This window comes from Arthrobacter sp. TJ-265 (genome assembly GCF_058269135.1).
The window spans coordinates 364,497-390,248 of sequence record NZ_JBZCND010000002.1; the positions used below are offsets into that span (position 1 = coordinate 364,497).

The 25,752-nt window shown below is 68.1% G+C and carries 23 protein-coding genes; 13 read left to right on the forward strand and 10 right to left on the reverse strand.

Annotated elements, in window-relative coordinates:
* The first annotated feature begins 29 nt into the window (after positions 1–29).
* From AC4D2E_RS10255 to AC4D2E_RS10270, 4 genes are read left to right on the forward strand one after another with little or no spacing between them, the layout of a single operon-like run.
* The gene (locus AC4D2E_RS10255) at positions 30–1,052 is read left to right on the forward strand and encodes an extracellular solute-binding protein (protein ID WP_104168549.1); all 1,023 of its coding nucleotides are present in this window, start codon (positions 30–32) and stop codon (positions 1,050–1,052) included.
* The gene (locus AC4D2E_RS10260) at positions 1,049–2,752 is read left to right on the forward strand and encodes an ABC transporter permease (protein WP_490952527.1); all 1,704 of its coding nucleotides are present in this window, start codon (positions 1,049–1,051) and stop codon (positions 2,750–2,752) included. The genes AC4D2E_RS10255 and AC4D2E_RS10260 overlap by 4 nt, the downstream gene beginning before the upstream one ends.
* Positions 2,749–3,894, forward strand: coding sequence for an ABC transporter ATP-binding protein (locus AC4D2E_RS10265; protein WP_258069977.1), 1,146 nt, complete (start codon positions 2,749–2,751; stop codon positions 3,892–3,894). The genes AC4D2E_RS10260 and AC4D2E_RS10265 overlap by 4 nt, the downstream gene beginning before the upstream one ends.
* Positions 3,891–6,425: an AMP-binding protein gene (locus AC4D2E_RS10270; protein WP_490952528.1), complete on the forward strand. Its 2,535-nt coding sequence runs from the start codon at positions 3,891–3,893 to the stop codon at positions 6,423–6,425. Before AC4D2E_RS10265 ends, AC4D2E_RS10270 begins: the two co-directional genes overlap by 4 nt.
* A gap of 6 nt (positions 6,426–6,431) precedes the next feature.
* Here the strand turns inward: AC4D2E_RS10270 and AC4D2E_RS10275 are convergent, their stop codons facing one another.
* Positions 6,432–7,022, reverse strand: a complete 591-nt coding sequence (locus AC4D2E_RS10275; RefSeq protein ID WP_490952529.1) for a 3'-5' exonuclease — start codon at positions 7,020–7,022, stop codon at positions 6,432–6,434.
* A gap of 264 nt (positions 7,023–7,286) precedes the next feature.
* Here AC4D2E_RS10275 and AC4D2E_RS10280 point away from each other — a divergent pair, with 264 nt between their 5' ends.
* The 3 genes from AC4D2E_RS10280 (at position 7,287) to AC4D2E_RS10290 (ending at position 10,407) form a co-directional block, all read left to right on the forward strand.
* Complete coding sequence (locus AC4D2E_RS10280) at positions 7,287–8,114, forward strand: nuclease-related domain-containing protein (RefSeq protein WP_490952530.1); 828 nt, start codon at positions 7,287–7,289, stop codon at positions 8,112–8,114.
* A 26-nt stretch (positions 8,115–8,140) separates the two neighbouring features.
* Complete coding sequence (locus AC4D2E_RS10285; protein WP_490952531.1) at positions 8,141–9,352, forward strand: hypothetical protein; 1,212 nt, start codon at positions 8,141–8,143, stop codon at positions 9,350–9,352.
* Between the two features lie 188 nt (positions 9,353–9,540).
* Positions 9,541–10,407, forward strand: a complete 867-nt coding sequence (locus AC4D2E_RS10290; RefSeq protein ID WP_490952532.1) for a pentapeptide repeat-containing protein — start codon at positions 9,541–9,543, stop codon at positions 10,405–10,407.
* Here the strand turns inward: AC4D2E_RS10290 and AC4D2E_RS10295 are convergent.
* From AC4D2E_RS10295 to AC4D2E_RS10315, 5 genes are read right to left on the reverse strand one after another with little or no spacing between them, the layout of a single operon-like run.
* Entirely contained in the window at positions 10,364–11,812 is a 1,449-nt protein-coding gene (locus AC4D2E_RS10295) for an amidase (RefSeq protein ID WP_490952533.1), read from the reverse strand. The genes AC4D2E_RS10290 and AC4D2E_RS10295 overlap by 44 nt on opposite strands.
* Positions 11,809–13,056: an amidohydrolase gene (locus AC4D2E_RS10300; protein WP_490952534.1), complete on the reverse strand. Its 1,248-nt coding sequence runs from the start codon at positions 13,054–13,056 to the stop codon at positions 11,809–11,811. Before AC4D2E_RS10300 ends, AC4D2E_RS10295 begins: the two co-directional genes overlap by 4 nt.
* A 30-nt stretch (positions 13,057–13,086) precedes the next feature.
* On the reverse strand, positions 13,087–13,815 hold the full coding sequence (locus AC4D2E_RS10305; protein WP_490910900.1) for a hypothetical protein: 729 nt from the start codon (positions 13,813–13,815) through the stop codon (positions 13,087–13,089).
* Between the two features lie 27 nt (positions 13,816–13,842).
* Positions 13,843–14,598 (reverse strand): DUF5058 family protein, encoded by a 756-nt coding sequence (locus AC4D2E_RS10310; RefSeq protein WP_490952535.1) that lies wholly within the window; start codon positions 14,596–14,598, stop codon positions 13,843–13,845.
* A gap of 42 nt (positions 14,599–14,640) precedes the next feature.
* Positions 14,641–15,906, reverse strand: coding sequence for a M20 family metallo-hydrolase (locus AC4D2E_RS10315; protein WP_490952536.1), 1,266 nt, complete (start codon positions 15,904–15,906; stop codon positions 14,641–14,643).
* 205 nt (positions 15,907–16,111) lie between these two features.
* On the opposite strand from AC4D2E_RS10315, the gene AC4D2E_RS10320 reads away from it, so the two are divergent.
* The gene (locus AC4D2E_RS10320; RefSeq protein WP_490952537.1) at positions 16,112–17,140 is read left to right on the forward strand and encodes a LacI family DNA-binding transcriptional regulator; all 1,029 of its coding nucleotides are present in this window, start codon (positions 16,112–16,114) and stop codon (positions 17,138–17,140) included.
* Positions 17,141–17,302: 162 nt separating this feature from the next.
* Positions 17,303–18,205 (forward strand): aldo/keto reductase, encoded by a 903-nt coding sequence (locus AC4D2E_RS10325; protein WP_490952538.1) that lies wholly within the window; start codon positions 17,303–17,305, stop codon positions 18,203–18,205.
* A 108-nt stretch (positions 18,206–18,313) separates the two neighbouring features.
* Here AC4D2E_RS10325 and AC4D2E_RS10330 read toward each other — a convergent pair whose 3' ends face one another.
* From AC4D2E_RS10330 to AC4D2E_RS10340, 3 genes are all read right to left on the reverse strand, one after another.
* Positions 18,314–18,655, reverse strand: coding sequence for a hypothetical protein (locus AC4D2E_RS10330; protein WP_490952539.1), 342 nt, complete (start codon positions 18,653–18,655; stop codon positions 18,314–18,316).
* Positions 18,652–19,803, reverse strand: coding sequence for an ATP/GTP-binding protein (locus AC4D2E_RS10335; RefSeq protein WP_490952540.1), 1,152 nt, complete (start codon positions 19,801–19,803; stop codon positions 18,652–18,654). The genes AC4D2E_RS10330 and AC4D2E_RS10335 overlap by 4 nt, the downstream gene beginning before the upstream one ends.
* A gap of 245 nt (positions 19,804–20,048) precedes the next feature.
* Entirely contained in the window at positions 20,049–21,377 is a 1,329-nt protein-coding gene (locus AC4D2E_RS10340) for a GmrSD restriction endonuclease domain-containing protein (RefSeq protein WP_490952541.1), read from the reverse strand.
* A 408-nt stretch (positions 21,378–21,785) separates the two neighbouring features.
* Here AC4D2E_RS10340 and AC4D2E_RS10345 point away from each other — a divergent pair, with 408 nt between their 5' ends.
* A complete protein-coding gene (locus tag AC4D2E_RS10345; RefSeq protein WP_490952542.1) occupies positions 21,786–23,006 on the forward strand; it encodes a thermonuclease family protein in 1,221 nt (406 codons plus the stop codon).
* Here the strand turns inward: AC4D2E_RS10345 and AC4D2E_RS10350 are convergent.
* Entirely contained in the window at positions 22,991–23,473 is a 483-nt protein-coding gene (locus AC4D2E_RS10350; protein ID WP_490952543.1) for a hypothetical protein, read from the reverse strand. The two genes, AC4D2E_RS10345 and AC4D2E_RS10350, sit on opposite strands and share 16 nt — an antisense overlap.
* 83 nt (positions 23,474–23,556) lie before the next feature.
* Between AC4D2E_RS10350 and AC4D2E_RS10355 the strand changes: the two genes are divergently transcribed.
* From AC4D2E_RS10355 to AC4D2E_RS10365, 3 genes are all read left to right on the forward strand, one after another.
* Positions 23,557–24,246, forward strand: coding sequence for a GntR family transcriptional regulator (locus tag AC4D2E_RS10355; protein ID WP_490952544.1), 690 nt, complete (start codon positions 23,557–23,559; stop codon positions 24,244–24,246).
* 136 nt (positions 24,247–24,382) lie between these two features.
* The gene (locus AC4D2E_RS10360) at positions 24,383–25,129 is read left to right on the forward strand and encodes an SDR family NAD(P)-dependent oxidoreductase (protein WP_490952545.1); all 747 of its coding nucleotides are present in this window, start codon (positions 24,383–24,385) and stop codon (positions 25,127–25,129) included.
* Positions 25,122–25,727, forward strand: coding sequence for a carboxymuconolactone decarboxylase family protein (locus tag AC4D2E_RS10365; RefSeq protein WP_490952546.1), 606 nt, complete (start codon positions 25,122–25,124; stop codon positions 25,725–25,727). Before AC4D2E_RS10360 ends, AC4D2E_RS10365 begins: the two co-directional genes overlap by 8 nt.
* Positions 25,728–25,752: the final 25 nt, after the last annotated feature.

Here is a 25,752-nt window from a genome sequence, read left to right on the forward strand (position 1 = left end):
CGACTTCCCCCGCCTGAGATGAGACCCTGATGCACCCGCGCCCCCTGACGAAAACGCTCGTCGGCCTGACCGCCCTGACATCCATCCTCACGGGCTGCAGCGCCATCGGCGGCGACTCCGCGGACCTCCAGATCTACTCGGCGCGGCACTACGACCTCGAGGGCGCGTTCGGGCAGTTCACCGAGGAGACGGGCATCACCGTCGAGTTCATCACCGGTGACGACGCCGAGCTCCTCGAACGCCTCAAGGCCGAGGGCGACGACACCCCCGCGGACGTGTTCATGACCGTCGACGCCGGCAACCTCTGGAACGGCGCGCGCCAGGGCGAACTCGCCGCGACCGACTCCCCGGTGCTCGACGAGGCCGTCCCCGAGGACCTGCGCGATGCCGAGGGCCGCTGGTACGGGCTCGCCCTGCGCGCACGGACCGTCACGTACAACCCCGACGCCGTGGACCCCGCCGAGTTCGATGCGACCGAGACCTACGCGGGCCTCGCCGACCCGAAGTGGAAGGGCCGCCTGTGCATGCGGGACGCCACCTCCGCCTACACGCAGTCCCTCGTGGCCAGCCTGATCGACCTCCACGGCCGGGAGCGGGCCCTCGAGATCGTCGAGGGCTGGGTGGCCAACGACGTCGCGATCATGAGCAACGACATCCTGCTGCTCGAGGCCATCGACGCCGGCACGTGCGACGTCGGCATCAACAACCACTACTACCTGGCCCGGACCCTCGAGGAGAACCCCGACCTCAAGGTGGACCTGTTCTGGGCGAGCCAGGAGGGTGCCGGGACGCACGTGAACATCTCCGGCGCGGGCGTGGTCGAAGGCTCCGACAGCGCCGAGGACGCGCAGCAGCTCATCGAGTGGCTCGCCACGGACGGGCAGAACGCCTTCGTCGACGCCAACCACGAGTTCCCCGTCAACCCGACCGTCGAGCCCGAGCCTGTCATCGCCGCCTTCGGCGAGTTCACGCGCATGCCGCTCAACGCCGAGGCCTACGGGACGCTCAACGCCGACGCCGTCGACCTGCTTGCCGAGGCCGGATACAAGTGACGGACACGGCGGCGCTCGCCGAGCCGCGGCCGCCCCGCCGGCGCTACCGGACCTACGGCGTCGGCCGGCCCGCCTGGTCGGCGCTGGTCGTCACCGTCGCCGTCGTCGTCGCCACCCCCGTCCTGGCCGTCGTCATCGACGGACTCGGGAGCCTCGGCAGCACCGCCCCGCCGCGGGACCTCGTCCCGATGATCCTCACTACCATCGCCCTGATGCTGGGCGTCGGCGCGGGGGCGCTGCTGGTGGGCGGAGGCCTGGCGTGGCTCGTGACCGCCTACCGGTTCCCGCTGCGTGACCTGCTGGTGTGGCTGCTCGTCCTGCCGCTGGCCGTGCCGGCCTACGTGCTCGGGTTCATCTTCCTCTCCGTGTTCGACGTCGCCGGCCCCGTGCAGTCGCTGCTGCGGACCGTCTTCGGGACGGGCGTATGGGTGCCCGAGGTCCGCTCACTGCCCGCCGCGATCCTCGTGATGACGCTGTCCCTGTACCCGTACGTCTATCTGATGGCGCGCTCGGCGCTGATCGAGCAGTCCTCGGGGACGTACGACGCCGCCCGCACCCTCGGGTCCACGCGCGGGCAGGCCCTGCGACGCGTGGTGCTGCCGCTCGCCCGGCCGTCCCTGGCCGCAGGGCTGGCCCTGGTGATGATGGAGACGCTCACCGACTTCGCCACGGTGCAGTACTTCAACGTGCAGACCGTCTCGGTGGGCGTCTACCTCGTCTGGAAGGGCACCTTCAACTTCCACGCCGCCACGCAGCTCGCCGTCCTCGTCCTCCTGTTCGCCGTGGCCGTGCTGGCCGCCGAGCGGGCCCTGCGGGGGCGGGCGCGCTACCACCAGCAGGGCGGACGCCGGCAGAGCTTCCAGCCGGAACGGCTGCGGGGCGCACGCGCCTGGACCGCGACGGCGGTCTGCGTGGCCGCCCTGTCCGCCGGGTTCCTCATCCCCGTGGGGCAACTGCTGATCTGGGCGTCCGGGCAGATCGTCTCCGATGCGTCCGTCCTCGCCGACCCGCGCTTCGCCGAGTACCTGGCCAACAGCCTCCTGGTGGCGGCGATCACCGCCGCCGCGTGCGTCGCCATCTCCCTGGGCGTCGGCCACGCGATCCGGATGGGCGGGGGCCGTGTCGTCTCCTTCGCCGCGCAGCTGACCACGTTCGGGTACGCGGTGCCCGGTGCCGTCATCGGCATCGGTGTCCTGCTGTCCTTCGCCGCCCTCGACACCGCACTGGAGCGTGCCGGCGTGCCCGGAGGCACCGGGCTGATCGTCACCGGCTCCGTGGTCGGCATCCTCTACGCCTACGTGATCCGGTTCCTCGCCCCGGCCTACCAGTCCGTCAGCGCGAGCCTCGAGAAGATCGCCCCGACCGTCACGTCCTCCGCGCTGAGCCTCGGCGCCGGGCCGCGCCGCATCCTCGGGCGGCTGCATCTGCCCCTCGCCCGGCCCGGCGTCGCCGTCGCCCTGATGCTCGTGGTGATCGACGCCATCAAGGAACTGCCCATCGTGCTGCTCCTGCGCCCCTTCGGCTTCACCACGGCGTCCGTCTGGGTCTACGAGCTCGCCCGCGAGAACTTCTGGGAGAAGGCTTCCCTCCCGGCCCTCGTCATCGTGGCAGCGGCCATCATCCCCGTGTTCGTGCTCGTCCGCCAGACCCGTGGGCGCGAAGCACACGGGACCGCTTCTCCAGGAAGGGAAGGACAGTGACGGCACAGATGCAGAGCGCGCCACCGGCCGAGACCGCCACGGCCGGCGCCCCGCCCGCCCTCACCCTCGAAGGGGTGACCAAGCGCTACGGGTCCGCCCGCGGCGTGGAGGCACTCGACCTCGCCATCCCCGCGGGTGAACTCGTGACGCTGATCGGCCCCTCGGGGTGCGGCAAGTCGACGACGCTGCGGCTCGTGGCGGGCCTGGAGCGGCCCGACGCCGGGCGGATCACCGTGGCCGGCGACGTCGTCGCGGACAGGACCCGCTTCGTGAACCCGGAGAACCGCCGCGTGGGGCTCGTGTTCCAGGACCACGCGCTCTTCCCGCACCTGACCGTCGCCCGGAACGTGGAGTTCGGGCTCGACCGGCTCGCACGCAGCGAGCGCCGGAAGCGCGTCGGCGACCTCCTCGACCTCGTCCAGCTGCCCCACCTCGCGGACCGGTACCCGCACGAGCTCTCCGGCGGCGAGCAGCAGCGCGTGGCCCTCGCGCGGGCGCTGGCGCCGCGCCCCGCCGTCGTCCTCCTCGACGAGCCGTTCTCCAGCCTCGACGAGTCGCTGCGCGGGCAGGTGCGCCGTGACACCGTGGCGGCGCTGCGGGAGACCGGCACCACGGGCGTGCTCGTCACGCACGACCAGACGGAGGCGCTGTCCGTGGGCACCCGCGTGGTGGTCATGCACAACGGCGTGATCGAACAGGCCGACGTCCCCGAGAAGGTCTTCGAGCAGCCCGCCACGCGCTTCGTCGCCTCGTTCATGGGCGACGCCGACTTCCTCCCCGCCCACGTGCACCGCGCCCTGCTGACCTGCGAGATCGGCGTCGTGTCGACGGTTCCGGGGTGGGCGGACAGCGATGTGGACGTCGACGTCGTCCTCCGGCCCCACGAGGTGGCCCTCCGCCCGGACGCGGAGGCCACCGCCCACGTCTCGGCCGTGGAATACCACGGCGCGTTCGTGCTGCACCACGTGACGCTCGCCTCGGGGCGGACCCTGCGGTCCTGGCAGCCCCACGACGTGCGCCACCCCGTCGGCACGGCCGTCACCGTGACCGTGGCCCCCGGCACCCATCCCACGCTCCTCGTCGGCGACCGGGCGGTCACCACGCCGCCCCGCAACGCACCGCGGCCCCCGGTGGCCCCGTGAGCGTCGACCCGGATCTCTCCGCGGCCACGTTCACCGACCTCGCCCGCCACGGGAACCGGCCCGCGGTCCTCACCGCCCACGGCGTGCTCTCGTACCGCCAGCTGGCGGCGCGGGTCGACGACGTCGTGATGCGCCTCGGCACGGAGCGTCGGCTCGTCCTGCTCGCCGCACGCAACGACCTCGAGACCCTCGTGGCCTACCTCGCGGCGGTCACGGCCGGCCACCCGCTGCTGCTCGTGCCGGCGGACAAGCCCGCCGCCGTGGAGTCCCTCGTGGCCGCCTACGAGCCCGACGTGGTGCTCCGGACGTCCGGCGGCTCCCTCGAGGTCGACGAGCGCCGGCCCGGCACCCGGCACGAGCTCCACCCCGAGCTCGCGCTGCTGGTCAGCACCTCGGGCTCCACCGGCTCCCCGAAACTCGTCCGGCTGTCCCGGACGAACCTCGAGGAGAACGCGCGGTCCATCGCCGGGTACCTCGGCATCGGCCCGGACGACCGCGCCGCCACCACCCTGCCGTTCTCCTACTGCTACGGCCTGTCCGTGATCAACAGCCACCTGGCCCGCGGGGCCGGTCTCGTGCTCACGGACCTCTCCGTCGTCGACCCCTGCTTCTGGGACCTCGTCCGCCAGCGCCGCGCCACCTCGTTCGCCGCCGTCCCCTACAGCTTCGACCTGCTGGACCGCGTGGGCTTCGCGGACATGGATCTGCCGAGCCTGCGCTACATCACCCAGGCCGGCGGGCGGCTCGCACCCGAGAAGGTGCGGGCCTGGGCGGAGACCGGCCAGCGCCGCGGCTGGGACCTGTTCGTCATGTACGGGGCCACGGAGGCCACCGCGCGGATGGCCTACCTCCCGCCGGACCTCGCGGCGGAGCACCCGGGGACCATCGGCGTGCCGATCCCGGGCGGCTCCTTCCGGATCGACCCCGTCGACGGCCTGCCGCACGGGGAACTGGTGTACTCCGGCCCGAACGTCATGCTCGGCTATGCCGAGAGCCCCGGGGACTTCGCCCTCGGCCGCGAGGTGCACGAGCTGCGGACCGGCGACCTCGCCCGCCGGCACGCCGACGGGCTCTACGAGGTGGTGGGCCGTCGCAGCCGCTTCGTGAAGATCGCCGGGTTGCGGGTGGACCTCGGGCAGGTGGAGCGGATCCTCGCCGATCTGGGTGCGGTCTCCGCCGTCGCCGGGTCCGACGACGACGGCCTGGTGATCGCCGTCGAGGGAGAGCACGACGGCGGCATGCTGGCCAAGGTCCTTGCCGTCGATCTCGGGCTGCCCCGCACCGCCATCGCCCTGCACACGGTGGAACGCCTGCCCCGGCTGGGCACCGGCAAGATCGACTACCCCGCCGTACTCCGCCTCGCGGCCCCCGCCACCATCCCGGCTTCGGAGGAGCGCCCCGGACGGGAAGGGCCCGCCGACGTCCCGCGCATCTTCGCGGAGTGCCTGGACCGCCCCGATGTGCGCGACGCGGACACGTTCGTCACACTCGACGGCGATTCGCTCTCCTACGTGGCCCTGTCGGTCCGGCTCGAGGCGGCGCTCGGTCCGCTGCCCGCCGACTGGCACCTCCTGCCCGTCGGTGAGCTGGCCGGCCGCAGCAAGCCCCGCCGCCGTCGCCTCGTGTCCTTCCTGGAGCCGTCGATCGTGCTGCGGGCCGTCGCGACCGTCTGCATCGTCGCCGCCCACGTCGAGCTGTTCACCTTTCACACGGCGCACCTGCTCTTCGTCATCGCCGGCTTCAACTTCGCGCGGTTCCAGCTCACCGGCACGCGGTCCGCACGGCTCCGGCGCCATGCCCGGAGCCTCGCGAGGATCGTCGTCCCGTCCGTCGCGTTCATCGCGGTGGCCTACGTCCTCACGGACGACTACAGCCTGGCCAACGTCTTCCTGCTCAACGGGATGATGGGGCCGCAGGAGGTCACCAGCGAGTGGCACTTCTGGTTCGTCGAGATGCTCGTCTACGTGCTCGTCGCCGTGACGGCCCTGCTCGCCCTCCCCTGGCTCGATCGCCTCGAGCGCCGCCTGCCGTTCGCCTTCGCCCTGGGTCTGCTCGCGGTCACCCTGCTCAGCCGGTACGACCTCGTGGATCCCGGTCTGCCCAAGCCCTTGCCCGTGTTCTGGCTCTTCATGCTCGGGTGGGCGGTCGCGCGGGCGGACGACACCCGCCGTCGCCTGCTGGTGTCCGTCCTCGCCGCGCTGACCGTGCCGGGCTCCTTCGACGACCCGCTGCGCGAGGTGACCATCGTGGTAGGTCTGCTGCTCATCACGTGGGTGCCGGCGCTGCCCGTGCCGTCGGTCCTCCGCCGCGTGACGGGCTGGCTCGCCGCCGCGTCCCTGTACATCTACCTGACGCACTGGCTCGTCTACCCGATGTTGATGCCCTTCGGGCAGGTCGTCGCCGTGGTCGGGTGCCTTCCCGTCGGGGTGGGCTACTGGGCGCTCTGCCGGTGGCTGCCGATCGCCGTGGTCCGGTGGCGCACGCGTTCCATGCAGCGGTCGCCGGTGACGCCGGAGGTCTCCGGCACCTGAACCGCGTCAGGCCGGACGCCCGCTGACCCGCGTCCTGCGGGTCGACGTCGATCCCGCTGCAGGCCAGAGTACGTCCAGGGAGTGCAGCGCGTGCTTGCGGGCGATCGCCACGACGGCGGCCGCACACATCTCCGCGTCGCTCCCTGCGTCGTGATGCCGGAACGTGCCGAGGCCGAGGGCCCTCGCGATGTGCGGGAGCTTGTTCACCTCGAGGCCCAGGAGCCGGCGGGCGAGGACGACCGAACAGTGGAACGGGTTCTCCGGCGCCTCCAGCCCCGACTCGGCGCACGCACCGCGCAGCACGGAACGGTCGAAGGGCGCGTTGTGGGCGACGAACGGGTCGTCTCCCGTGAAATCCATGATGCGCCGGAGGCTCTCCGGCCATCCCGGGGCCGAGCGGACGTCGGCTGGACGGATGCCGTGAACGGCGACGTTGATCGAGGAGAACTCGCTGACGGAGCGCGGGGGCTTGATCAGCCAGGACGCGGATTCGACGACGACGCCGTTCATCACCCTCGCCAGACCGACCGCACACACCGAGCCACGCTTGCTGTTCGCGGTCTCGAAATCGATCGCGGTGAAGTTGAGACCGTGCACTGTTGCTCCCTGTAGCTGTGGCCGCCGGTTCAGGGGCCCCGGACAGCCTAGCCTCGCGGAGTGCCCTGTCCCACCTCGGAGCTGGTCCGAGGTGCGGAAATGCTGACGGAATCCTGCCTCGACCCGGCGCCTCGACGCTGACCGACGTCGGGTTGCGGCCGATAGGTTCAGGGTGATCGGGGCGGGGCTCAGCCCGCCCCGATCCGCCATGCGTGAGTGAAGCGGTAGTCGAACGGGGACCCAGATGAGCACGAGGACGACGCGATGAGTGCTGCCGCCGAGCCGCTGGAGAGCGATGTCAGCTTCGCCGAACCGGAAGGTCTCGGCCTCCTGCGACGGCGTACCCCCGGCCAGTCCGTGATGGAGCAGCTGCTCGAGGTCCGTGGCAGCCGTGACACGAGGGGGCTCATCGCTCGAGCGTTCGGCGTCCGCCTGCTCGACGCCGCCAGCCGCCCCTGGTACTGGGGTGCACTCGGCGAGCGCGCGGTGGGACGCATCCTCGCCACGCTGGGGCCGGAGTGGACGGTCCTGCACGCTGTACCGGTCGGTGAGAAGTCGGCCGACATCGACCACGTGGTGATCGGCCCCACGGGCGTCTTCACCCTCAACACGAAGCGGCATCCGGGTCAGAGGATCTGGACGGCGAAGGGAACCTTCCTGGTCGCCGGGACGCGCCACCCCTACCTCCGGAACTCCGAGCATGAGGCTGTTCGGGCCGGGAAGCTGCTCTCGGCGGCGGTCCGCCACGCGGTGACCGCGGAGGCTGCGATCGTCGTCGTCGGCGCGCAGCAGGTGACCGTGAAGGAGAAGCACAGGTCCGTCGCGGTACTCACCGAGGGCCAGCTCCTGCGCTGGATCACGGGGCGTCCCGTCGTCCACACGCCGCAGCAGGTCGCCCTGCTGGCGGCGGCCGCCGCGCAGCCCTCGACCTGGCGGCGTGCGCCGTCGGAGCTCCGCGACCCCGTGGAGGTCGCCGGATCCTTCGCGGCGCTGCACCGGCTGGTGGAACAGGCACGACGACGACGGATGGGCTGGCTGCTCGCGCTGCCGGCGACGTTCCTCGCGTCGGCCGCGGGCGTCCTGCCGTTCTGACCCTCACCTGACCTGAAAGTCATTCCTTGCTGCATTTCCCCTCGAAGAACACCGCCGCGCACCGGCCGGACCCCCTTGACGTGAACCGCCTGCACCAGCTTCTTGGCCACCACGTCTGGGCGTTCAGCAACTGTCGGGTGGATGCTCCAGGACTGCCGGTCGCCGAGGTGGACTGGCTCTTCTACAACTCTCTCAGGGGTACATTCGTGCTCAGCGAGTGGAAGCGGTACCCGGCCACGGTGCTGCAGGTGATGGACGAGGGAAAGCCCTGGATCCTGGTCAACGGGGCGGCCGTCCCGAATCCGGTGGAACAGGTAGGCAGGCAACTGCAGTCCGTCCGTCGGGTGCTGCGGCAGGACGTCAGCAGGAAGCACTTCCCGTCCGTCGACCAGCATTCCCTCAACCTGTATCCGAGCGTCTACTCACCGCAGATCGACGGAGCGACCCGGCGGGAGCGGTTGCGCTACGGCGCGGTCCACGGCTCCCTCGAGGAGGTGGCCCTCATGGTCGAGCGCAGGGCCGTTACCGCTCCCCTGCTGGTGTCGGGCGGCAGCGCTCGGCGTGAACTGGCGGAGACGTTGACCGATCTCTTCCGCTGCTCGATCGGCTCGGCGGTGCGCCGGAAACTGGACCCTCCTCCGCCCGTGCAGCCGGATCCTGCTGTCCGCATGGCAGCAATTCATCGTGAGCTGGCGGCACTGCATCTCGAACTGGCCTCGCTGATCCACGCACCATCTCCGGTGGCGGCGGCAACTTCGGTCGCGCCCGTGCCGGTTGCGTCTCCACCTCCGATCACGGCTCCAGCGCCAATGGGGGCCTCCGAGCCGTCTCGCAATAATCCTGCTTCAGAATTGAATGCCCTGCCGCAATCCCCCGCGAAGCCGACGAAATCCCCGTCCCCAGGTCCAGCCACAAAGCCTCCCAAGAGTCTCGCTTCCGGTCACCTCAAACGGCACGTGACGCGCCTCGTCCCGGCCTCCGAGCCGAGCTCGAACCACCTCCGGGATGCCTTCCTCGCTGCTCTGCAGGATGGCCAACTACGGTCGAGCGGCGTGCACATCGGCCTCTTCGGCTCACTCGTAGGTCAGCACCTGACGGGCGGCGTGAAGCTGGCCGATCTCGCCCCTGGTGGATTGAGCAAATGGTGCCATGCCCAGGCCGCGGCAGCAGGAGTGCCCCTCGTCAAAGATTTGCGCGAACCGGCAGTTGTGAGAGTGGCCGAGACGCTCAAGCAGTAGACGTCCGACCAAGCGCCAGTGCTATTTTTGACGCAGTGACATTCTTCTTCTCTCTGTGATCCGGAGTTCATGCAGCGGCTCCCGCTCGCTTCCCCTGGAAGCGGTGATTGCGCGTGCCCTCGAAGGGAACTCCCTGGCGAGTTCCCCTGGCACCCGGTCCCTCACCGAACCCACCCAGAGAAGATCCCATGCCCCTCACACCACGCGACTCCGCACCCTCCACCCCGACACTGACCAGGGCGACCCTGCGCCCGGACTGCAGCAGCTGCTTCGCACTCTGCTGCACGGCTCTCGGGTTCTCCCGCTCAAGGGACTTCGCCGTCGACAAACCGGCAGGGACTCCCTGCCAGAATCTGGACGACGATTTCTCCTGCACCATCCACGACCGCCTGCGGCCGCGAGGCTTCCGCGGGTGCACCGTCTTCGATTGCTTCGGTGCCGGCCAGAACGTCTCCCAGAACCTCTTCCGTGGCGTCAGCTGGAGAGAGGAGCCAGGAACGGCACGGGAGATGTTCTCGGCGTTCACGGTGGTCCGGCAGATCCACGAGATGCTCTGGTATCTGGCCGAGGCCGGCACCAGGACGTACGACCCTGACACCTCGCACACGGTCGACGACCTCAGGTCGGCCCTCGAGCGCGCGACGAGTGAAGGCGCACAGCAGCTCCTCGCGCTGGACCTGGATTCTCTTCACGCGCGCGTGCGGTCAGTGCTGATGGACGTCAGCGAAGAGGTCAGGGCGTCCTACCTCGCAACCGGCGACGACCACCTGGGTGCTGCGCTCGTTCCGGGAGCGGACCTCATGGGCCAGACACTCAGGTCCCGGCCGCTGCACGGGGCGGACCTACGAGGCGCCTACCTCATCGCCGCCGATCTGCGGGAGTGCGACCTCTCCGGGGCGGACCTCCTCGGCGCCGACCTCAGGGATGCCCGTCTCGGTGGGGCGGATCTCTCGAAAGCCCTCTACCTGACGCAGGCCCAGCTCGACGCTGCCCACGGTGACTCGGGCACGCTCATTCCCCGGGACCTGAGCGCTCCCAGTCACTGGCAGGACTGAGCTCCGGCGCCCGCTTCGCCCAGGCCGTCGCCTGCTCGAACGCGTATGCCACCTGCAGCAGTTCCACGTCGCTGCCGTGCGGCATCACGATCTGCAGTCCCACCGGCAGGCCGTCCGCGCTGAACCCGGCCGGGACGGACACGGCGGGCAGGCCCGTGGCGGAGACCAGGCAGGCCGAGCGCATCCAGTCGAGGTACGTCTCGAACGCGACGCCGTTCAGGGACGTCGGGTACCGCTCGGCGGCGTCGAACGGGAGGACCTGCGCCGCCGGGCTCACGAACACGTCGTACCGCCCGAAGTAACGGCGCACACTGGTGTCGAGGCGGGTCCGGGCGAGGGCGGCGTCGACCAGGTCCTGCGCCGTCAGCCGCTGCCCCTGCTCCACGTTCCAGCGGATCTCGGGCTTGATCGCGTCCCCGTGCTTCGCGACGAGATCCCCCAGACCGAGCACGAAGTCGAAGGCCCGCGTGGCCCCGAACACCTGATCGGCGTCACGCAGGTCCGGTGCAGCCTCCTCGACGATCGCGCCGAGGTGCGCGAAGACCTGCAGCCCGTTCTCGAGGACCCGCAGCACTTCGGCGTCCACGGGCACTCCGAGCCCGAAGTCGGGCGACCAGCCGATCCGCAGACCGGTCAGGTCCCGCTGGAGCCCGGCGCCGAACGAACCCTGCACGGGGTAGGCGTACGGGACGGCGGGATCGGCACCGGCGATCGCCGTCATGCCCAGGGCGATGTCCTCGACGTCGCGTGCCATGAGCCCGCTGCGGCTCAGCCACGCCCACGCGTTGCGTGTGGGCACGGACGGGACGACGCCGATCGACGGGCGGTACCCGACGACGTTGCAGAACGACGCCGGGACGCGCAGCGAGCCGCCCATGTCGCTGCCGTCGCCCAGGGGCTGGATCCGGGCCGCGATCGAGGCCGCCACTCCCCCGCTGCTGCCGCCGGCGCTGCGACTCGTGTCGTACGGGTTGACGGTGGTGCCGAACACCTCGTTGAAGGTGTGCGATCCGGCGGCGAACTCCGGCACGTTCGTCTTGCCCGTCGTGACCACGCCGGCACCCTTCAGACGCCCGATGATCAGGTCGTCGAAGGTCGGCACGAAGTCCCTGAAGATCGTCGAGCCCTGCGTCGTGCGCAGGCCATTCGTGTTGTGCGTGTCCTTGTGCGTCATCGGCAGGCCGTGCAGCGGCGGCAGGTCCGCGCCCGACGCCGTCAGCTCGTCCGCCGCGGTGGCCAGCACGACGGCGCCGTCCCGGTCCTCGGTGATCACCGCGTTGATGCGGCCGTTGACGGCGTCGATCCGGTCGAAATGCGCCTCGAGCGCCTCCCGCGCGGACACGTCGCGACGGCGGATGGCGGTCGTCAGTTCGACGGCGGACAGTTCGTGCAGCGCACCGCTCACGCGGTCGTCCCCACCTTCGAGAGCAGGGCCGTCATGGCGGCGCGCACGCCGGTGGTCAGCGTGGGCTCGATGGCCGGCGCGAAGAACGGCGAGTGGTTGCTCGGCACGGGATTGTCGCCGTCGAGCACTCCCTGCGGGTGCCCACCGAAGAACCAGTAGACACTGGGCACGCCGATGGCCTCGGCGAGGAGGCCGAAGTCCTCGCTGCCCATCACGGGTGGGGACTCGATGATGGCGTCCTCGCCCAGCACCCCTCCGAGCGCGGCCATGAGGTCCTCCGTGGAGGAGGGGTCGTTGTAGCACTGCGGGAAGCTGGTGATCTCCTCGATCACCGGCTCCGGCGCGCCCGACGCAGCAGCCTCGGCGCTGATGATCCGCCGCAGCGACCCGAGCACACGCTCGCGCACGTCGACGTCGAACGTGCGCACGTTGACGGTGAACTCCGCCGACGCCGGGATGATGTTCTCCTTGAGGCCGCCGTGGAAGGTGCCGATCGTGACGACGGCGGACTTCATGGGGTGCACCTCGCGGGCCACGATCGTCTGGATCCGGACGACCATGTGCGCGCCGAGCACGATCGGGTCGATCGACTGGTCCGGCTGCGAGCCGTGCGCCTGCCGGCCGTGGACCGTGATCTTCCACGAGTCGGCCATGGCCATGGCGGTGCCCTTGCTGATGTTCACGGTGCCGGCGAGCCCCGGCCAGACGTGCTGGCCGTAGATGATCGACGGCATGGGCGCCTTGTCCCACAGACCGTCCTCCACCATCGCCTCCGCGCCCTCGCCGGTCTCCTCGCCGGGCTGGAAGACGAACACCACCGTGCCGGACCAGGCGTCGCGGTTCTCCGTCAGGAGCTGCGCGGCGGTGAGGCCCACTGTCACATGGGTGTCGTGTCCGCAACCGTGCATCACGGGGACCTCGGTGCCGTCGGCAAGGTGTCCCGTCGTCGTGCTCGCGTAGTCCAGCCCCGTGTCCTCGGCGATGGGCAGGCCGTCGGTGTCGGCGCGGTAGCCGACCACGGGTCCGTCGCCGTTGCGCAGGATCCCGACGACGCCGGTGCCGCCGCACATGAATGCCTCGAGGCCGAGGTGGTTCAGCTTCTCGAGGATGAAGGCTGCGGTGTGCGTCTCCTGCATGGAGAGCTCGGGGTGGGCGTGGAGGTGCCGGTACAGCTCGTGCATGGCAGTGGTGTGGGCGTCGGAGAGCTCGAAGACGTCGGTGTCGATGGTCGTATCGATGGTCATGGTGTCCTTTCGGGCAGGCTGTGTCGGAGCTTAGTTGACGAGGGTGGTGGGCGTCGCGGTCGCCGTGCGCGAGCGCAGGAACCAGGCGAGCACCGCGGTGATCAGGACGACGACGCCGGTGGCCGGCTTCGCGAGGGCCGGAACGGCCGGGACCAGGACGAAGAGCACGAGGGCCGCGACGACGACGGCGATCACCGTGACGCGCGGCTGCTTCATGGTGACGATGAGCTGCACCAGGACGCCGCCGATGATGGCGGGGAAGATGTACAGGCGGGCGACATCCACGATGTCCGTGGGGATGACGCTGACCAGCCAGGTCCCGAGGATGCCGACGAAGAACAGCATGGACAGCACGTGGACCATGGCCGCGCCGCAGATGGCCATGAGGGCGGCGAACTCACCCCGCTTGGTGCCGGCCTTCGCGCCGATGGCCGCCTGCGCCACGAGGGCCGAGGGCAGCAGCTTGTTGGCGATGTTGCCGATCATGAAGGCCTGGTACATCGCGGCAGGGCCGAGCACCGGGTAGTAGGTGATGGGCTCGACGAACCAGAGCACGAAGAAGGCGGCCGCGACGGCCAGGTACGCCGTCCAGATCATGCTCGCGGTGATCCCGAGGTCCGTGGACAGCACGAGGTAGAGCGGCGCGGCGAGGGAGAGGAGCAGCGCCACGCCCATGGTCAGTTGGCCCCAGCGGGAGGTGGTGCGGTCGAACTCGGCGAGGGAGGCGTCCTGCGTGACGGCAGTCTCTGCAGCGGACATGGTGGTTCCTTTCGGGTGGAGTACTGCCTAGGCGGCGGGGGCCATGCCAGAGGTGTGGGCGACGTACGCCGCGATCAGGCCGACGATGATGGAGATGCCGAGGCCCCATTCCCGCAGCCACGTAGCGGACGTCCTGGTCGCGAGGAGGATGCACACCCCCATCGTGACGGCGGAGACGATGACGGCCAGGACGTGGACGGGGGTCTTTCCCAGTTCCGCGATGCCGAGGCTCGCGAAGGCGCCGATGAGGGCGGCGGCCGGCACGATCGCCATCAGGGCGGGGTTGACCCTGCGGAGCTTGGTGTCGCCCCGGCGCAGGATCGGCGTGAGGATCAGGGTCGCGAGCATCCACCCAGCTCCGGACAAACTCATGGCCATGAAGGCCACCACGAACACCGCCTGCGTGTAATCCGGGCCGCCCAGGGTGGCGCCCATGGTGCCTGCGGCGAGGCTGGCCGACGCCGATTCCGTGGCGGCGGAGCCGACGAGCCCGATGCGTACCAGCACGGCCGGTGTTCCGAAGAGGGTGAGGAGGGCGATGCTCACCAGCACCACGGCCAGGGACGGACCGATGGCCGCGATGGCGCCGGCCCGGAAGGAGGTCTTGAGCTCCTCCGGCGAGATGTCGGCGGCCGGTCCGGCCTTCTTCGCGGCCTTCATGTAGACGAGGGACTGCACGATGATGGCGCCGAAGACACCGAGGGCCAAGACCCAGAGGACGGGCAGGTTGGCGATCGCAAGGATGTCCGTGGACAGTCCTTCGGGAGTCAGTGCTGTTTCCATGGGAACTCCAGGGGCGGGGTGGGTGAGAGAAGGAGGCGCGGATCAGGAGGTGGGGCGGCTGTCGGTGGTGTCGAGGCGGCGGAGGGTCCCCACGAGCGCTTCGACACCCGTGGCGATGTCCTCGGTACTGCTCCATTCCTCGGGGCAGTGGCTCTTGCCGCCCTTGGAGGGGATGAAGATCATGCCCATGGGCGCGAGGGTGGCCATGTGTACCGCGTCGTGGGTCGCGCCGCTCGGGATGGGCATCCAGGGCAGGCCGAGGGCGTCGACGGCGGTACCGGCGACGTCCTGGACGCCGGACGCCGCGTGCACCACCGTGTTGTCGGTGGACCACTCGAATCCGACGTCGACGCCGAGGTCGGCCGCCTTCGCAGCGATCTCGCCGGTCAGGCGCCCCTTGACGCCGGACAGCCAGGTGGGGTCGACGCTGCGGACCTCGCTGTACATCCTGACGAGCGACGGGACGACGTTCGGTGAGCGGGACTCCGACTCGACCCGCGTCGACGTCGCGACGCCGTGGGTCGGCGCCCCGCAGCCTTCGGCCCGCACCGCGAGGACGGCCTCGGCGGCGGCGGCCATGGCGTCCCGGCGGTCCTCCATCGACGTCGTGCCTGCGTGGTCCGCAGCTCCCGCAAAGGTGGCGATGAAGCGCTCGATGCCGGTGATCGCGGTGACGATGCCGAGCGGCAGGCCGCGCTTCTCGAGGGTGGGTCCCTGCTCGATGTGCAGTTCGACGAACGCGTGCAGGGGCTTCTTCGCCCACGGGACATCCAGCAGCCGGGAGGGGTCGAGACCGTAGTCGGTGTAGGCCTGGCCGAGGGTGACGCCGCGGTAGTCGCGCCGGTCGAGGTCCTCCGGTGTCAGTTCCTGGGCCGCGGAGCGGCTGCCGAGGCAGCTGAGCCCGAAGACGTTCGACTCCTCGCCGAGAAAGTCGACCACCAGCAGGTCCCGCCGCAGTCGCGTCCCGGAGTCCTGCAGCAGGCGGGCTGCCTCGATGGATCCCAGGACGCCCACGATGCCGTCGAACCGACCGCCGCCGTCGACCGTGTCCGTGTGGGAGCCGGTGACGAGTGCGGGCGCCGAGGGGTCGCTCCCCGCCAGCCGTCCGACGATGTTGCCGGCGGCGTCCACGTGCACCTGGAGTCCGGCCTCGCGCATGCGGGTGGCGGTCCAGTCGCGGGATGCGCGGTACGGCTCACTGAACACCTCGCGGGTCCAGCCGGGCCGGTCGCCGTCGTGGAACGCCGAGAGTTCGGCTATGCCGGCGCCGAGACGGTCGAGGGTCTCGAGGGAGGACAGCTGGAGCATGGAATCAGTCCTTTGCGCAAACGTTTGCGGTGAGGTGCAGCGAGTGGGTAGCTGCGGAGTGTGGCCCCAATCACACTACGGACGCCTCGTTTCGTCAATGTTTCAGTGCGGTGAAACCTGGAATCTTCCGATACGAGCGCAAACCTTTGCGCCCAATGTTGCAGGAGAAGGCGCATGGGGCTCCGGCGGGCCTAGACTCGAGGCGATGAAGGAAGATCCCAGCTCGCAGCCGGCCCGGGCGCGTCCTGTCACCCTGGCGACGATCGCCGGTCATGCCCAGGTGCACATCTCGACGGTGTCGCGTGCGCTGAGCGATGATCCCGTGGGTATCGGCGCCGACACGGTGAGCCGGGTGCGTGAGCTCGCGGCAGCGCTCGGCTACCGGCGCGACGTCGGCGCAGCAGGGCTGCGGACCGGCAGCTCCCGCCTGATCGGCGTCCTCGTGCCGCGCCTCACCGACCTCGTGCTCGCCTCGATCTACGAGAGCATCGACGCGGCGGCGAGCACTGCGGGATACGGCACCGTCGTCGCCAACACGCTCGACGATCCGGGGCATCGCCGCGCACGCCTGGACGCGATGCTCTCGCGGAGGATCGACGGCGTCATCATCGGCGATTCGCACAGCGGCGACACGGTGGCGCACGAACTGCGGGGGCGCGGTGTCCCCTATGTGCTCGTGATGCGCACCCTGGAGGGCCACCTCTCGGTGACGACGGACGACTACCGGGGCGGGCAGCTCGCCGCCGAGCACCTCCTGTCCCTGGGACACCGCCGGGTCGGTGTCATCGCCGGGGACCAGCTGGCCAGCACGGGCCGCGAGCGCACCCTCGGCTTCCGCAGGGCGTACGAATCCGCGGGCTTTCCCCTGCCCGAGTCCTACGTGGTGGCATCAGCCTTCAGCACGCCGTCCGGGCTTGAGGCGGGTGCGGAGCTGATGCGGCTCCCCGAGCCACCCACGGCCATCTTCGCTGTGCACGATCTTCTCGCCCTCGGCGCCATGGGTGCCATTCGGGACGCCGGGAAGCGGGTCGGGGCGGATGTGGCGCTCATCGGCTACAACGATCTCGACCTCGCGGGCACCCTGCCGGTCCCGCTCACGTCCGTCCGTTCGGATCTCGCGGCCATGGGGACCCAGAGCGTGGAGGCCCTGCTCCGAATCATGCGGGGTGAACCCACCCAGAGCGTGCTGCTGCCGCCGGAGCTCGTGGTGCGGGCCACCACTCCCCCGCTGTAGGGCGCGCGCAGAAGGACGGCTCTTGGAGGAGCCGGCCTTCCGAGGTCCGTGACCTCTTTGCGCGGGCAGCCTCGTGAACGCCGATGAGGTCCACGACGATGCCCTTGCCGTGGGCGTCGACTCGCCGTCACCGATGAGCCCTCCCGCCGGTAGCCTGAGGCAATGAAACCTTTGGCAGACCTCCCCCCGTTCATCTACGGCACCACGAGGCTCGGGCACGACGACGTGCCCCGCGAGCAGCAGGCGCACATGGCGCGCACGGCGATCGACGCCGGCCTCTGGCTCCACACGTCCCGCCAGTACGACCACGCCCTCGAGGTGCTCGGTACTGCCTTCGAGGAGGACCGCAAGAAGGTCCCGCCGGTCATCGTAAAGCTGGGCGGCGGATCGGTCGACGACGTCCGCGCCACTATCGCCGAGAACATCGAGCCCCTGGGCATCAGTTCCATCGACATCGGGCAGCTCACCGGCGTTGGCGCGTTCGCGGACGACATGCCGTCGGGCGGGCCTACCCTTGCCGACCTGCAGCGCATCAAGGACGAGGGCCTGGTGGGGCGCTTCGTCCTCGAGATCTTCCCGTGGACCTCGGAGGCTCCGCTCAAAGCGTTGCGGGCCGGGCACCTTGACGGGCTGATCGACGGCTACATCTTCTACCTCAACCCGCTGCAGCGCTTCGCGTCGAACGCACTGTGGGACGAACTGCTGGCACAGGACAGGGCCATCATTTCGATGCGCACCGTGGCGGGTGCTCCTGTGCACGAACTGCGCGACGTCCCGGGCGCAGCATGGAAGCCGTACCTGCAGGAACGGGCCATCGAGGTGGCGCCCATCTTCGAGCGCTCGGGCATCGAGAGCTGGGCCGAGTTCTGCATCCGCTTCGCACACAGCACCCCGCAGGTGGTGTCCACCGTCGGTTCGGCGAGCCGCGAGGAGAACCTGCACGAACTGCTCACCTACAGCCAGGACATCACGCCGCTGCCGCAGGACATCGTAAACGAACTCTTCGCCCTGCACCGGCGCTGGTCGGACGAGACAGACATCCACGCGGAGCTGTGGAGCATGTAGCTTCACCCCGAAGCAGAACAACGGCGGGGCAGACACCCCAGGTGGCCGCCCCGCCGTCGTTCGTTGTGGAACATTTTGCATTTGCGGCCCGTCCCCGTCACTGGAGAGTTACGCCCGCAACCCGGGCTTGGGTGAGCTCCAACCGCGCTCGAACTCGTCGGCAACCAAAGGCCAAATCAAACGACGACCGTCCTCAACCGAGTTAATCTCGTCGGCCAGCGGCCTGAAGACGACGAATTCATGCGGAATGAGCCTGCCAGCCTGATCCTTCCGTTCGAGAGGGTCCGGGAAGCGCAGCGCAACCGCGTCTCCAACGCGTCGCCATGCTTCTCGCTCATCACCAACCCTCGAGAACGCATTATCGTACTGAGGAAGTGGATCCGAAAATTGTCCATTCCGAAGAAACTGGAAGCCCCAGGTTCGACCACGAGTGGCCCAGATGAAGTTCACCTTTGACTCCTAAGGAGGATTGCTTCCTCTTCCCCTTCATCAAGATCCATCCGGAATCCGGTTAGCGTCGCTCTCATGTAGTCCCGCTTTGCCAACGCTTCCGCGTTGAACTGACCCACCTTATCCGCGGCTAATTTAGCTGCTTCATTTACTAAATTGGGGCCAATGAAGCTTAGCAATTGACCTAGTGGCTTAGGCAGGAAGACCTTGCCCCCGATTAGCACAGCGGCTAGCGGTCCGGCGCCACTCAGCAGGTTGTCAGCCACTTTCCCGGGGAGCGCCTTCAGCTGGCTCCACCGGACATGTCGCTCAAACGGAAGAATAGCTGCGAGTGGCAGGATCAACTCCAAGCCGACGCGCTTAGTCAACTCAATTTTCTCTCCGCCGAACTCCGCTGATGAAAGAAGCACGAAGTCCTCACCTACAGAAAGCGCATCGCTACCCACTACGAGACCAGCAAGCACCTCTCGCAGAGCCTGCATGTCGTCAGAGGCTTTCTCAATGAGGAGATCCCTGAAAGTAAATACGTCCATATTTGGCAACAAGTCCGACTTCGAAAGCGCCATGATCCAGATACGCGGGAATTCTACGAGCGGCTTACCGTCTTCAAGCAGCTCTTCTTTGAGTGACAGCAATCCGTTGTGGAAATTAGCCAGCAATGACTTGAGATACCGTTCCTCCTCGCCAAGATTATCCAGCAATCGCTGTCCGTCCACTAGGAGAAAGGCAATGTCAGAGCCGAGCAGTGACCTGAAGGTATCGATTCTGCGCTGGCCTTCTGCTGGCCCGCTCGCGTCTTGTTCGAACCATTCTCCGGGGTAGTCGTGCCACACGAGCCGCAAAGCGTCGAATGGAGCCGCCTTCACTGCCTTTGCATCTGCGCCATCCTTCAACTTTAAGGAAAAGGAATAGGACGTGGCTGAAAAACGGTTTGGTTCGGGCACCCTCGCACTGTCCCGCATACCGAGATAGTTCTTGTGCAACCGGGTCCCTTGGCCGAAGTCGTCAGCTACGACGTGAAACAGACTTTTCTGCCGATACTTGGGCTCTTGGGCTGCTCCGTAGAACGAGGAGATCATGACGGTCTTACCACTACCGCTCTCACCAAATACCGCGATGTGCTGTTCAAGCGCTCTGTTTACTTGCATGTGAAGAACATACGGTAGGCAACAACTTGCTGACGGTTACCGCGCCGACACTGGTCGATTCGCTCGGTCTCGCCTAGGTCCGGTTAGCACGCAAGACCACTCGCAGGCATCCGCATGTCTCCTTTTCACAGGCGGCTAGGAGGTGGCGCCCTCGCGCATCGCTGGGTCGTGGAGTGATAAGGCGGTTCAGGTGATAAAGGCGGCGCAGTATCTTTGTCCGCCAGCATCGATGATGATTTATTCTGCTAACCGTCGCAGCCCCATCCGTCGCCGTCGCGGTCGAACTTCTGTTGGAAGCCGGGCGAGCCGGCTGCGATCGGAGCGGCTCCTGCCGCGCGGACGGCGTCGCAGTTCTGATAGTACGGAGCCGCTGGTGCCGGAGCCGGAGCTACCGGAGCGGGAGCCGGAGCTACCGGAGCGGGAGCCGGAGCTACCGGTGCGGGCGCCACGGGTGCTGGAGCGACCGGTGCCGGTGCAGGAGCGACTGGCTGGACGACGGGCGCCGGGGCCGGCGTCTCGACCGGTTCGGCCGGCGCTGCGACCGACGGCGCCATCTGGTTGGTCGGGGCGAGGATGCCGTTGCAGTCGGACAGGATCCTTGCCATGGCGTCGTGCTCGGCCTGCGTGACCCACAGGGTGTAGGTCGCCTTGACCGAGACCTGCCGTGCCACGTATTCGCAGCGGTAGCCCTTGTTCGGCGGTAGCCAGGTGGCGGCGTCGCCGTCGCTTTTCTGCTGGTTGGTGGGGCCGTCCGTGGACTGCAGGTTCAGCGGATCGTTCGCGAACGCGACGCGCTGGCCGAAGCTCAGCTGCTGAGCACCCTTCTGCCATGCGTCCGAGAGCGCGACGACGTGGTCGATCTGCACGTCACTGCTCGTCGCCTGGCCGCGCAGGAAGGGAATTACGGTCCCGGTGTACGGGTCGTCCAGCACGCCGGACTGCACCTTGCAGGGCACCGAGTTGGCATAGGCGATCTCCGTCAGGTCGCGGTTCAGCATGTCGTTGCGGGTGTCGCATCCGTTGCGGTCGACGTCGGCCCAGGCCTGCCCGAACTCCTCGCGGTCGTACCCGGTCTTCGGTGCGCGGCCCTTGATGGGCAACGTCTCCAGCACAGCGAGCGCGGTGGTGTTGAAGGCCGGCTGGTTCGACGGCGCGCGGGGCGTGCCGGTCACGTCGGTAGGGGTGTCAGTGTCGACCGGGGCGACGTCCGATGGCGTTGGACTGGGCGTGGGTGACGGCGTCGGTTTGGCGGAGGGTGTCGGCTTGGCAGACGGTGTCGGTTTGGCGGATGGCGTCGCCGACGCAGTCGGAGCGCTGGTGCTCGTCGGTTCGGCCGACGCGGTGCTCTGCTCGGCGACAGCAGTCGGCACCGTGTCCGAAGCCGGGGCGATCGCACCGCCGGCGAGCATGGCGACGACGGCGGCGCCTGCGGTGATCGCGCCGGCCTTGCGGCCTCCGAGGCGCGCCCAGGACGGCCTGTTGGTCAGGAGCGTGTAGAGCCCGGTGAAGAGCGCGACCGAGGCGGCCATGATGAGGGCCCCGCTGACGCCGCCGGCGATGAGGCCGATGACCACCAGGAACAAGGCGAGCCCGGCGACGATTGCTGTCGAGGTCCGTATCTTGGGCTTCGTCGGCGATGAGATGTTTTGGGCAGGCGGGCGGAATGATGAATTGATGGAAGTCCCCAGAGTCGATGCGGTGTCTTGGGCAGCGTACTCGCGCGAACCACTGACGGCCGAACCAAGGTGAATCCTGATCGTTTCTTACCCGGTACTTCGTGCAAGCTCAGCTTCTGTTCAGGATTGGCGGTTCGGATAAGCCCTCGTGACCTTTCATGCTAAACCTTGACTGTCATTCTTGATGCCCATTTCCTGTCCCATGACAGTCGCATCTGATGACGCTCCGAACCAGCGGTGCAGATGAGTAGATCTCGTCCCCCCGTTCACTGGAGCGCCCGTACTCATATCTGCAGAAGAAGATCGATGAACCATGCTCGTTTCCGCCGGCTCGCGCCAGCGACGCTTTTGACCGTCGCGGTTCTCGCCTCGACACTGACCGCATGCACCGGCTCAGATCCGTCCGGTGCGCCGGCGGTCGACTTTCAACCTGGCACGGTGGTGCGAGTAATCGACGGTGACACCCTTGTCATCAACTTCGACGGTGACGACCAAACTGTCCGCTTGTTGAACGTGGACACGCCGGAGACGAAACATCCGGACAAGCCCGTCGAGTGCCTCGGCCCGGAGGCTACTGAGAAGCTTGAATCGTTGGCCCCACCCGGCACGCGCGTCGGCCTCGATTTCGACGTCGAGCGGACCGACAAGTACGAGCGCGTGCTCGCCGCCGTGTTCATCGAAAACCAGACGCTGGTCAACGCGGAAATTGCTCGGGTGGGCCTGGGCGTCCCCGTTCTCATCGAACCGAACAAGAAGTACTACGACGAGGTACAGGCCGCATACAACGAGGCGACCGCGCAGAACGTCGGATTAGTGGACGTCGACGCGGGCTGCACGGTCCCGGCAGAATTCGCCGGCGCCATGGAAGCACTGACGGCAGCAACGGAGGCTCCCGTTGGTGACACAGCTTCAGCGGCTGCCGCAACCGCCGCCGGTATCCTCGCCGCTCTGACGACCGCCAAAGCCGTTCGAGAAGCACTCGAAGCAGGTAAGGACACGGTCCGCGTCCTCGCTATCGGAGCCGATCGCACTGCGGCGTTGGTGCGTGATCTCAATACCAGGATCACCAAGAGTGAACGCTCATTGGCCCTCGCCAACACGAAGGCTACCTCCCTCAAGGAAGCAGAGAAGGCAGCCCAAGCTGCAGCCGCAAAAGCAAAAGCAGCCAAGGCAGCCAAGGCAGCCGAAGCTGCCCGTATCGAGGCCGAGCGTATTCGAGCGGAAGCCGCCGAAGCCGCGCGCGTTGAAGCCGAACGTGTTCAGGCAGCAGCCGCAGAAGCCGCTCGCATTGAATCCGAGCGGCTCCAGGCAGAACTTAACGCTCGTGCCGAAGCCGATCGATTGGCCGCCGAAGCAGCAGCAGCTGAGCAGGAGCGAATCAGGAACCTTCCGCCCGCACCCGAGCCCTACATTCCGCCTGCTGCGCCGTACGTCCCTCCGGCTCCCCCTGCCGCACAGGATCCATATCCCGGCTACACCGGCCCCCGCTGCTACGCACCCGGAGGGAAGACCTACCGCCCCTGCTGAGCGCGGGTGATCCGCCCGACTGCCGCATCCGCGCTTGAGTCGCCGTAGGAGAATGCAGCCATTCGAGAAGAGACGGTTGATGCAAGACCGTCCCAGGAGATCCAGCCGAGGACGTCGTCGATCCTCTTCAGGAGTTCCGCTGCGCCGATTCCGATATCGTCCGCTCGGTGCAGGACAGTGGGAAGGTGCGTTCGTATCGCTTCCAAGATCGACAGCCTGCCGAGCCCCTCCACCGACACCGCCGGTTCGACGCCAAGAAGGAAGAGAAGAGGCATTCGCTCCCCCGCGTTACTCATCCGGGCGACGTACTCCCTGGCGAGCTGCTCGGGCTGCAACGAGCTCGTCCTGATGCGCTTGGCCCCGACGAATGTGAAGACACCAGGCGTGGTGATGATCGCATCCGGATGGCTACGCCAGGACGGGACCATTAGGAAGGCCGGCCGCCCCACCGCAAGGTTCATCCTCACCGAGGAGATTTCACCGCGCCCAGGCCCAATGACGCCCGGGCTAGACTTCTGACGATGAGCACTGAACTGGGTGGACTGGTTCCATGACGAGCAACACCACGGGCAGTTCCCGACGTCCACCGACGGCGCAGGCTTTCGTGCTCGCAGAGCTCCGACGCGCGATCATTGCAGGTGAGTTCCTCCCGGGGCAGCCGCTCCGCCAGGACGCACTCGCGGAACGATTCGGCGTGAGCCGGGTCCCCCTCCGTGAGGCTCTCAAGACCCTCGAGTCCGAGGGACAAGTCCTCTACGAACCCCACCGCGGCCATCGGGTGGCGACCCTCTCCCTCACCGACCTGCTGGAGGTGTACCGGATCCGACAGCTCCTCGAAGGAGAGGCGACGCGGGTCGCGCTGGCGAGGAGTCTCAGCGGCACCGTTCTGGATGATCTCAAGGTTGCTGCCCGGGATGTCGAGACGGCGAGCGCCGAGGGGGACCTGCTGAAGATGACCGAGGCAAACCGGCGGTTCCATTTCGTGCTGGTCGAGGCGGCCGGCATGCCGCGTCTGGAACGGATCATCAAGATCTTGTGGGACGCCACTGACGCTTACAGGTTCGTCTACTACGGAGCGGCTTCGAACCGCTCACGGGTGGAGCATGAACATGCCATGATGATCGACGCATTCGCGGAACGGGACGCCGAGAAGCTCATCCTCCTGCTCGATGAGCACCGCGAGCACGCTGTGCAGGCCCTGCGGACCTTCCTGGAAGTCGAGTCCGTGCAAGAGGGCTGACGGAAGGAAGCCTGCTGAACAAGTTTTGTGATGTGGGTTACATCCTGCCGCAAAATTGTATACAGTCTCCAGAGAGGTGCACCGAAGGACCTCGGCACCGCCTAGGTGTCCTCGCTTTCTGCCCATCGAATCGGAGATGCTTCCTTTGGCTGACTGGCTTGGTTTGAAGGATCAGCGGGTGCTGGTGGCCGGCGCCGGCGGCATCGGCGCCGCCTGCACGGAGGCCTTCCTCGAGGCTGGTGCGCGCCTGGTCGTCGCAGACCAGAGCGCGGAACGCCTGGCGCACTTCGCCGGTACTGCTGGCACCGTTACCGCCGATCTGACGACCACGAATGGCTGTGAGCAGGCCGTGCACGCCGCTCAGACGCAACTCGGTGGCCTCGATATTCTCGTCCACGCGGTCGGCATCAACAACCGTGTGCCCATTCTCGAAACCACGGACGAGGACTGGGACACGATCATCGCCGTCAACCTGACCAGTGCTTTCCGCCTCGGTCGAGCCGCGGGCCGGGTCATGGTCGACGCCCGGTACGGTCGGCAGATCTACTGCTCTTCCGTATCGAGCCTGCTCGCGCATCCCGACCATGGCCCCTACGCCGCGAGCAAGGGGGGATTGAACCAACTCATTCGTGTCATGGCACGGGAATGGGCGGCCAGCGGGGTGACGGTCAACGCGATCGCACCGGGCTACGTCGATACGGCCTTGACCAGTGCTCATCTTGGCCGTCCGGGCGTTCGCGAGCACTACACGGGCATGGTTCCGGCTGGCCGACTGGGCACCGTCGACGACCTCACCGGCCCCGTGCTCTACCTCGCATCACGGCAGGCGGCATTCGTCACCGGGCACGTTCTCTATGTGGACGGGGGACGGACTCTTGTCTGATGCCACAGAGAGCGCCCGGCCGCAGGCCGCAGGACGGTTCCCGCTGCTGACTCCGGCCGAACTCTCCGACGAACAGCGCGCTGTCTACGACTCCATCGCGGGGCCTCCGCGCGGCAACGGCGTCTTCACGATGATCTACGACGACGGCGCCCTGGCCGGCCCATTCAACGCCATGCTCTTCGCCCCCGCGATCGGCGACGCCGTCCAGGCGCTCGGTGCGGTCCTGCGTTTCGGCGGGACCCTCGACGGGCGGCTGCGCGAACTGATCATCTGCGCGATCTCCGCAGAACTCGACTCGGCGTACGAGTGGTACGCCCACAGCCGGGTAGCAGCGACGGTGGGCATCGATGCAACCGAGCTGGAACACCTCCGGAACGGCAGCATGCCGCCCACCCTCTCCGCTGCTGAACGCGCTGCACTCGACTTCACCCGGGTGCTTCTCCGAGGCACCGCCGTCGATGCTCAAGTTCATGCCGGAGTCCTAACGCATTTCGGGCACCCGGGAGTGGCCGAGTTGTCGCTGCTCATCGGTTACTACCGGATGCTCGCCGGGCTGCTCGCCGCCGGAGACGTCCCCGCGCCCGGCGCCGAACCCTGATCCCGTCACGACTCCCGTTCCCCTA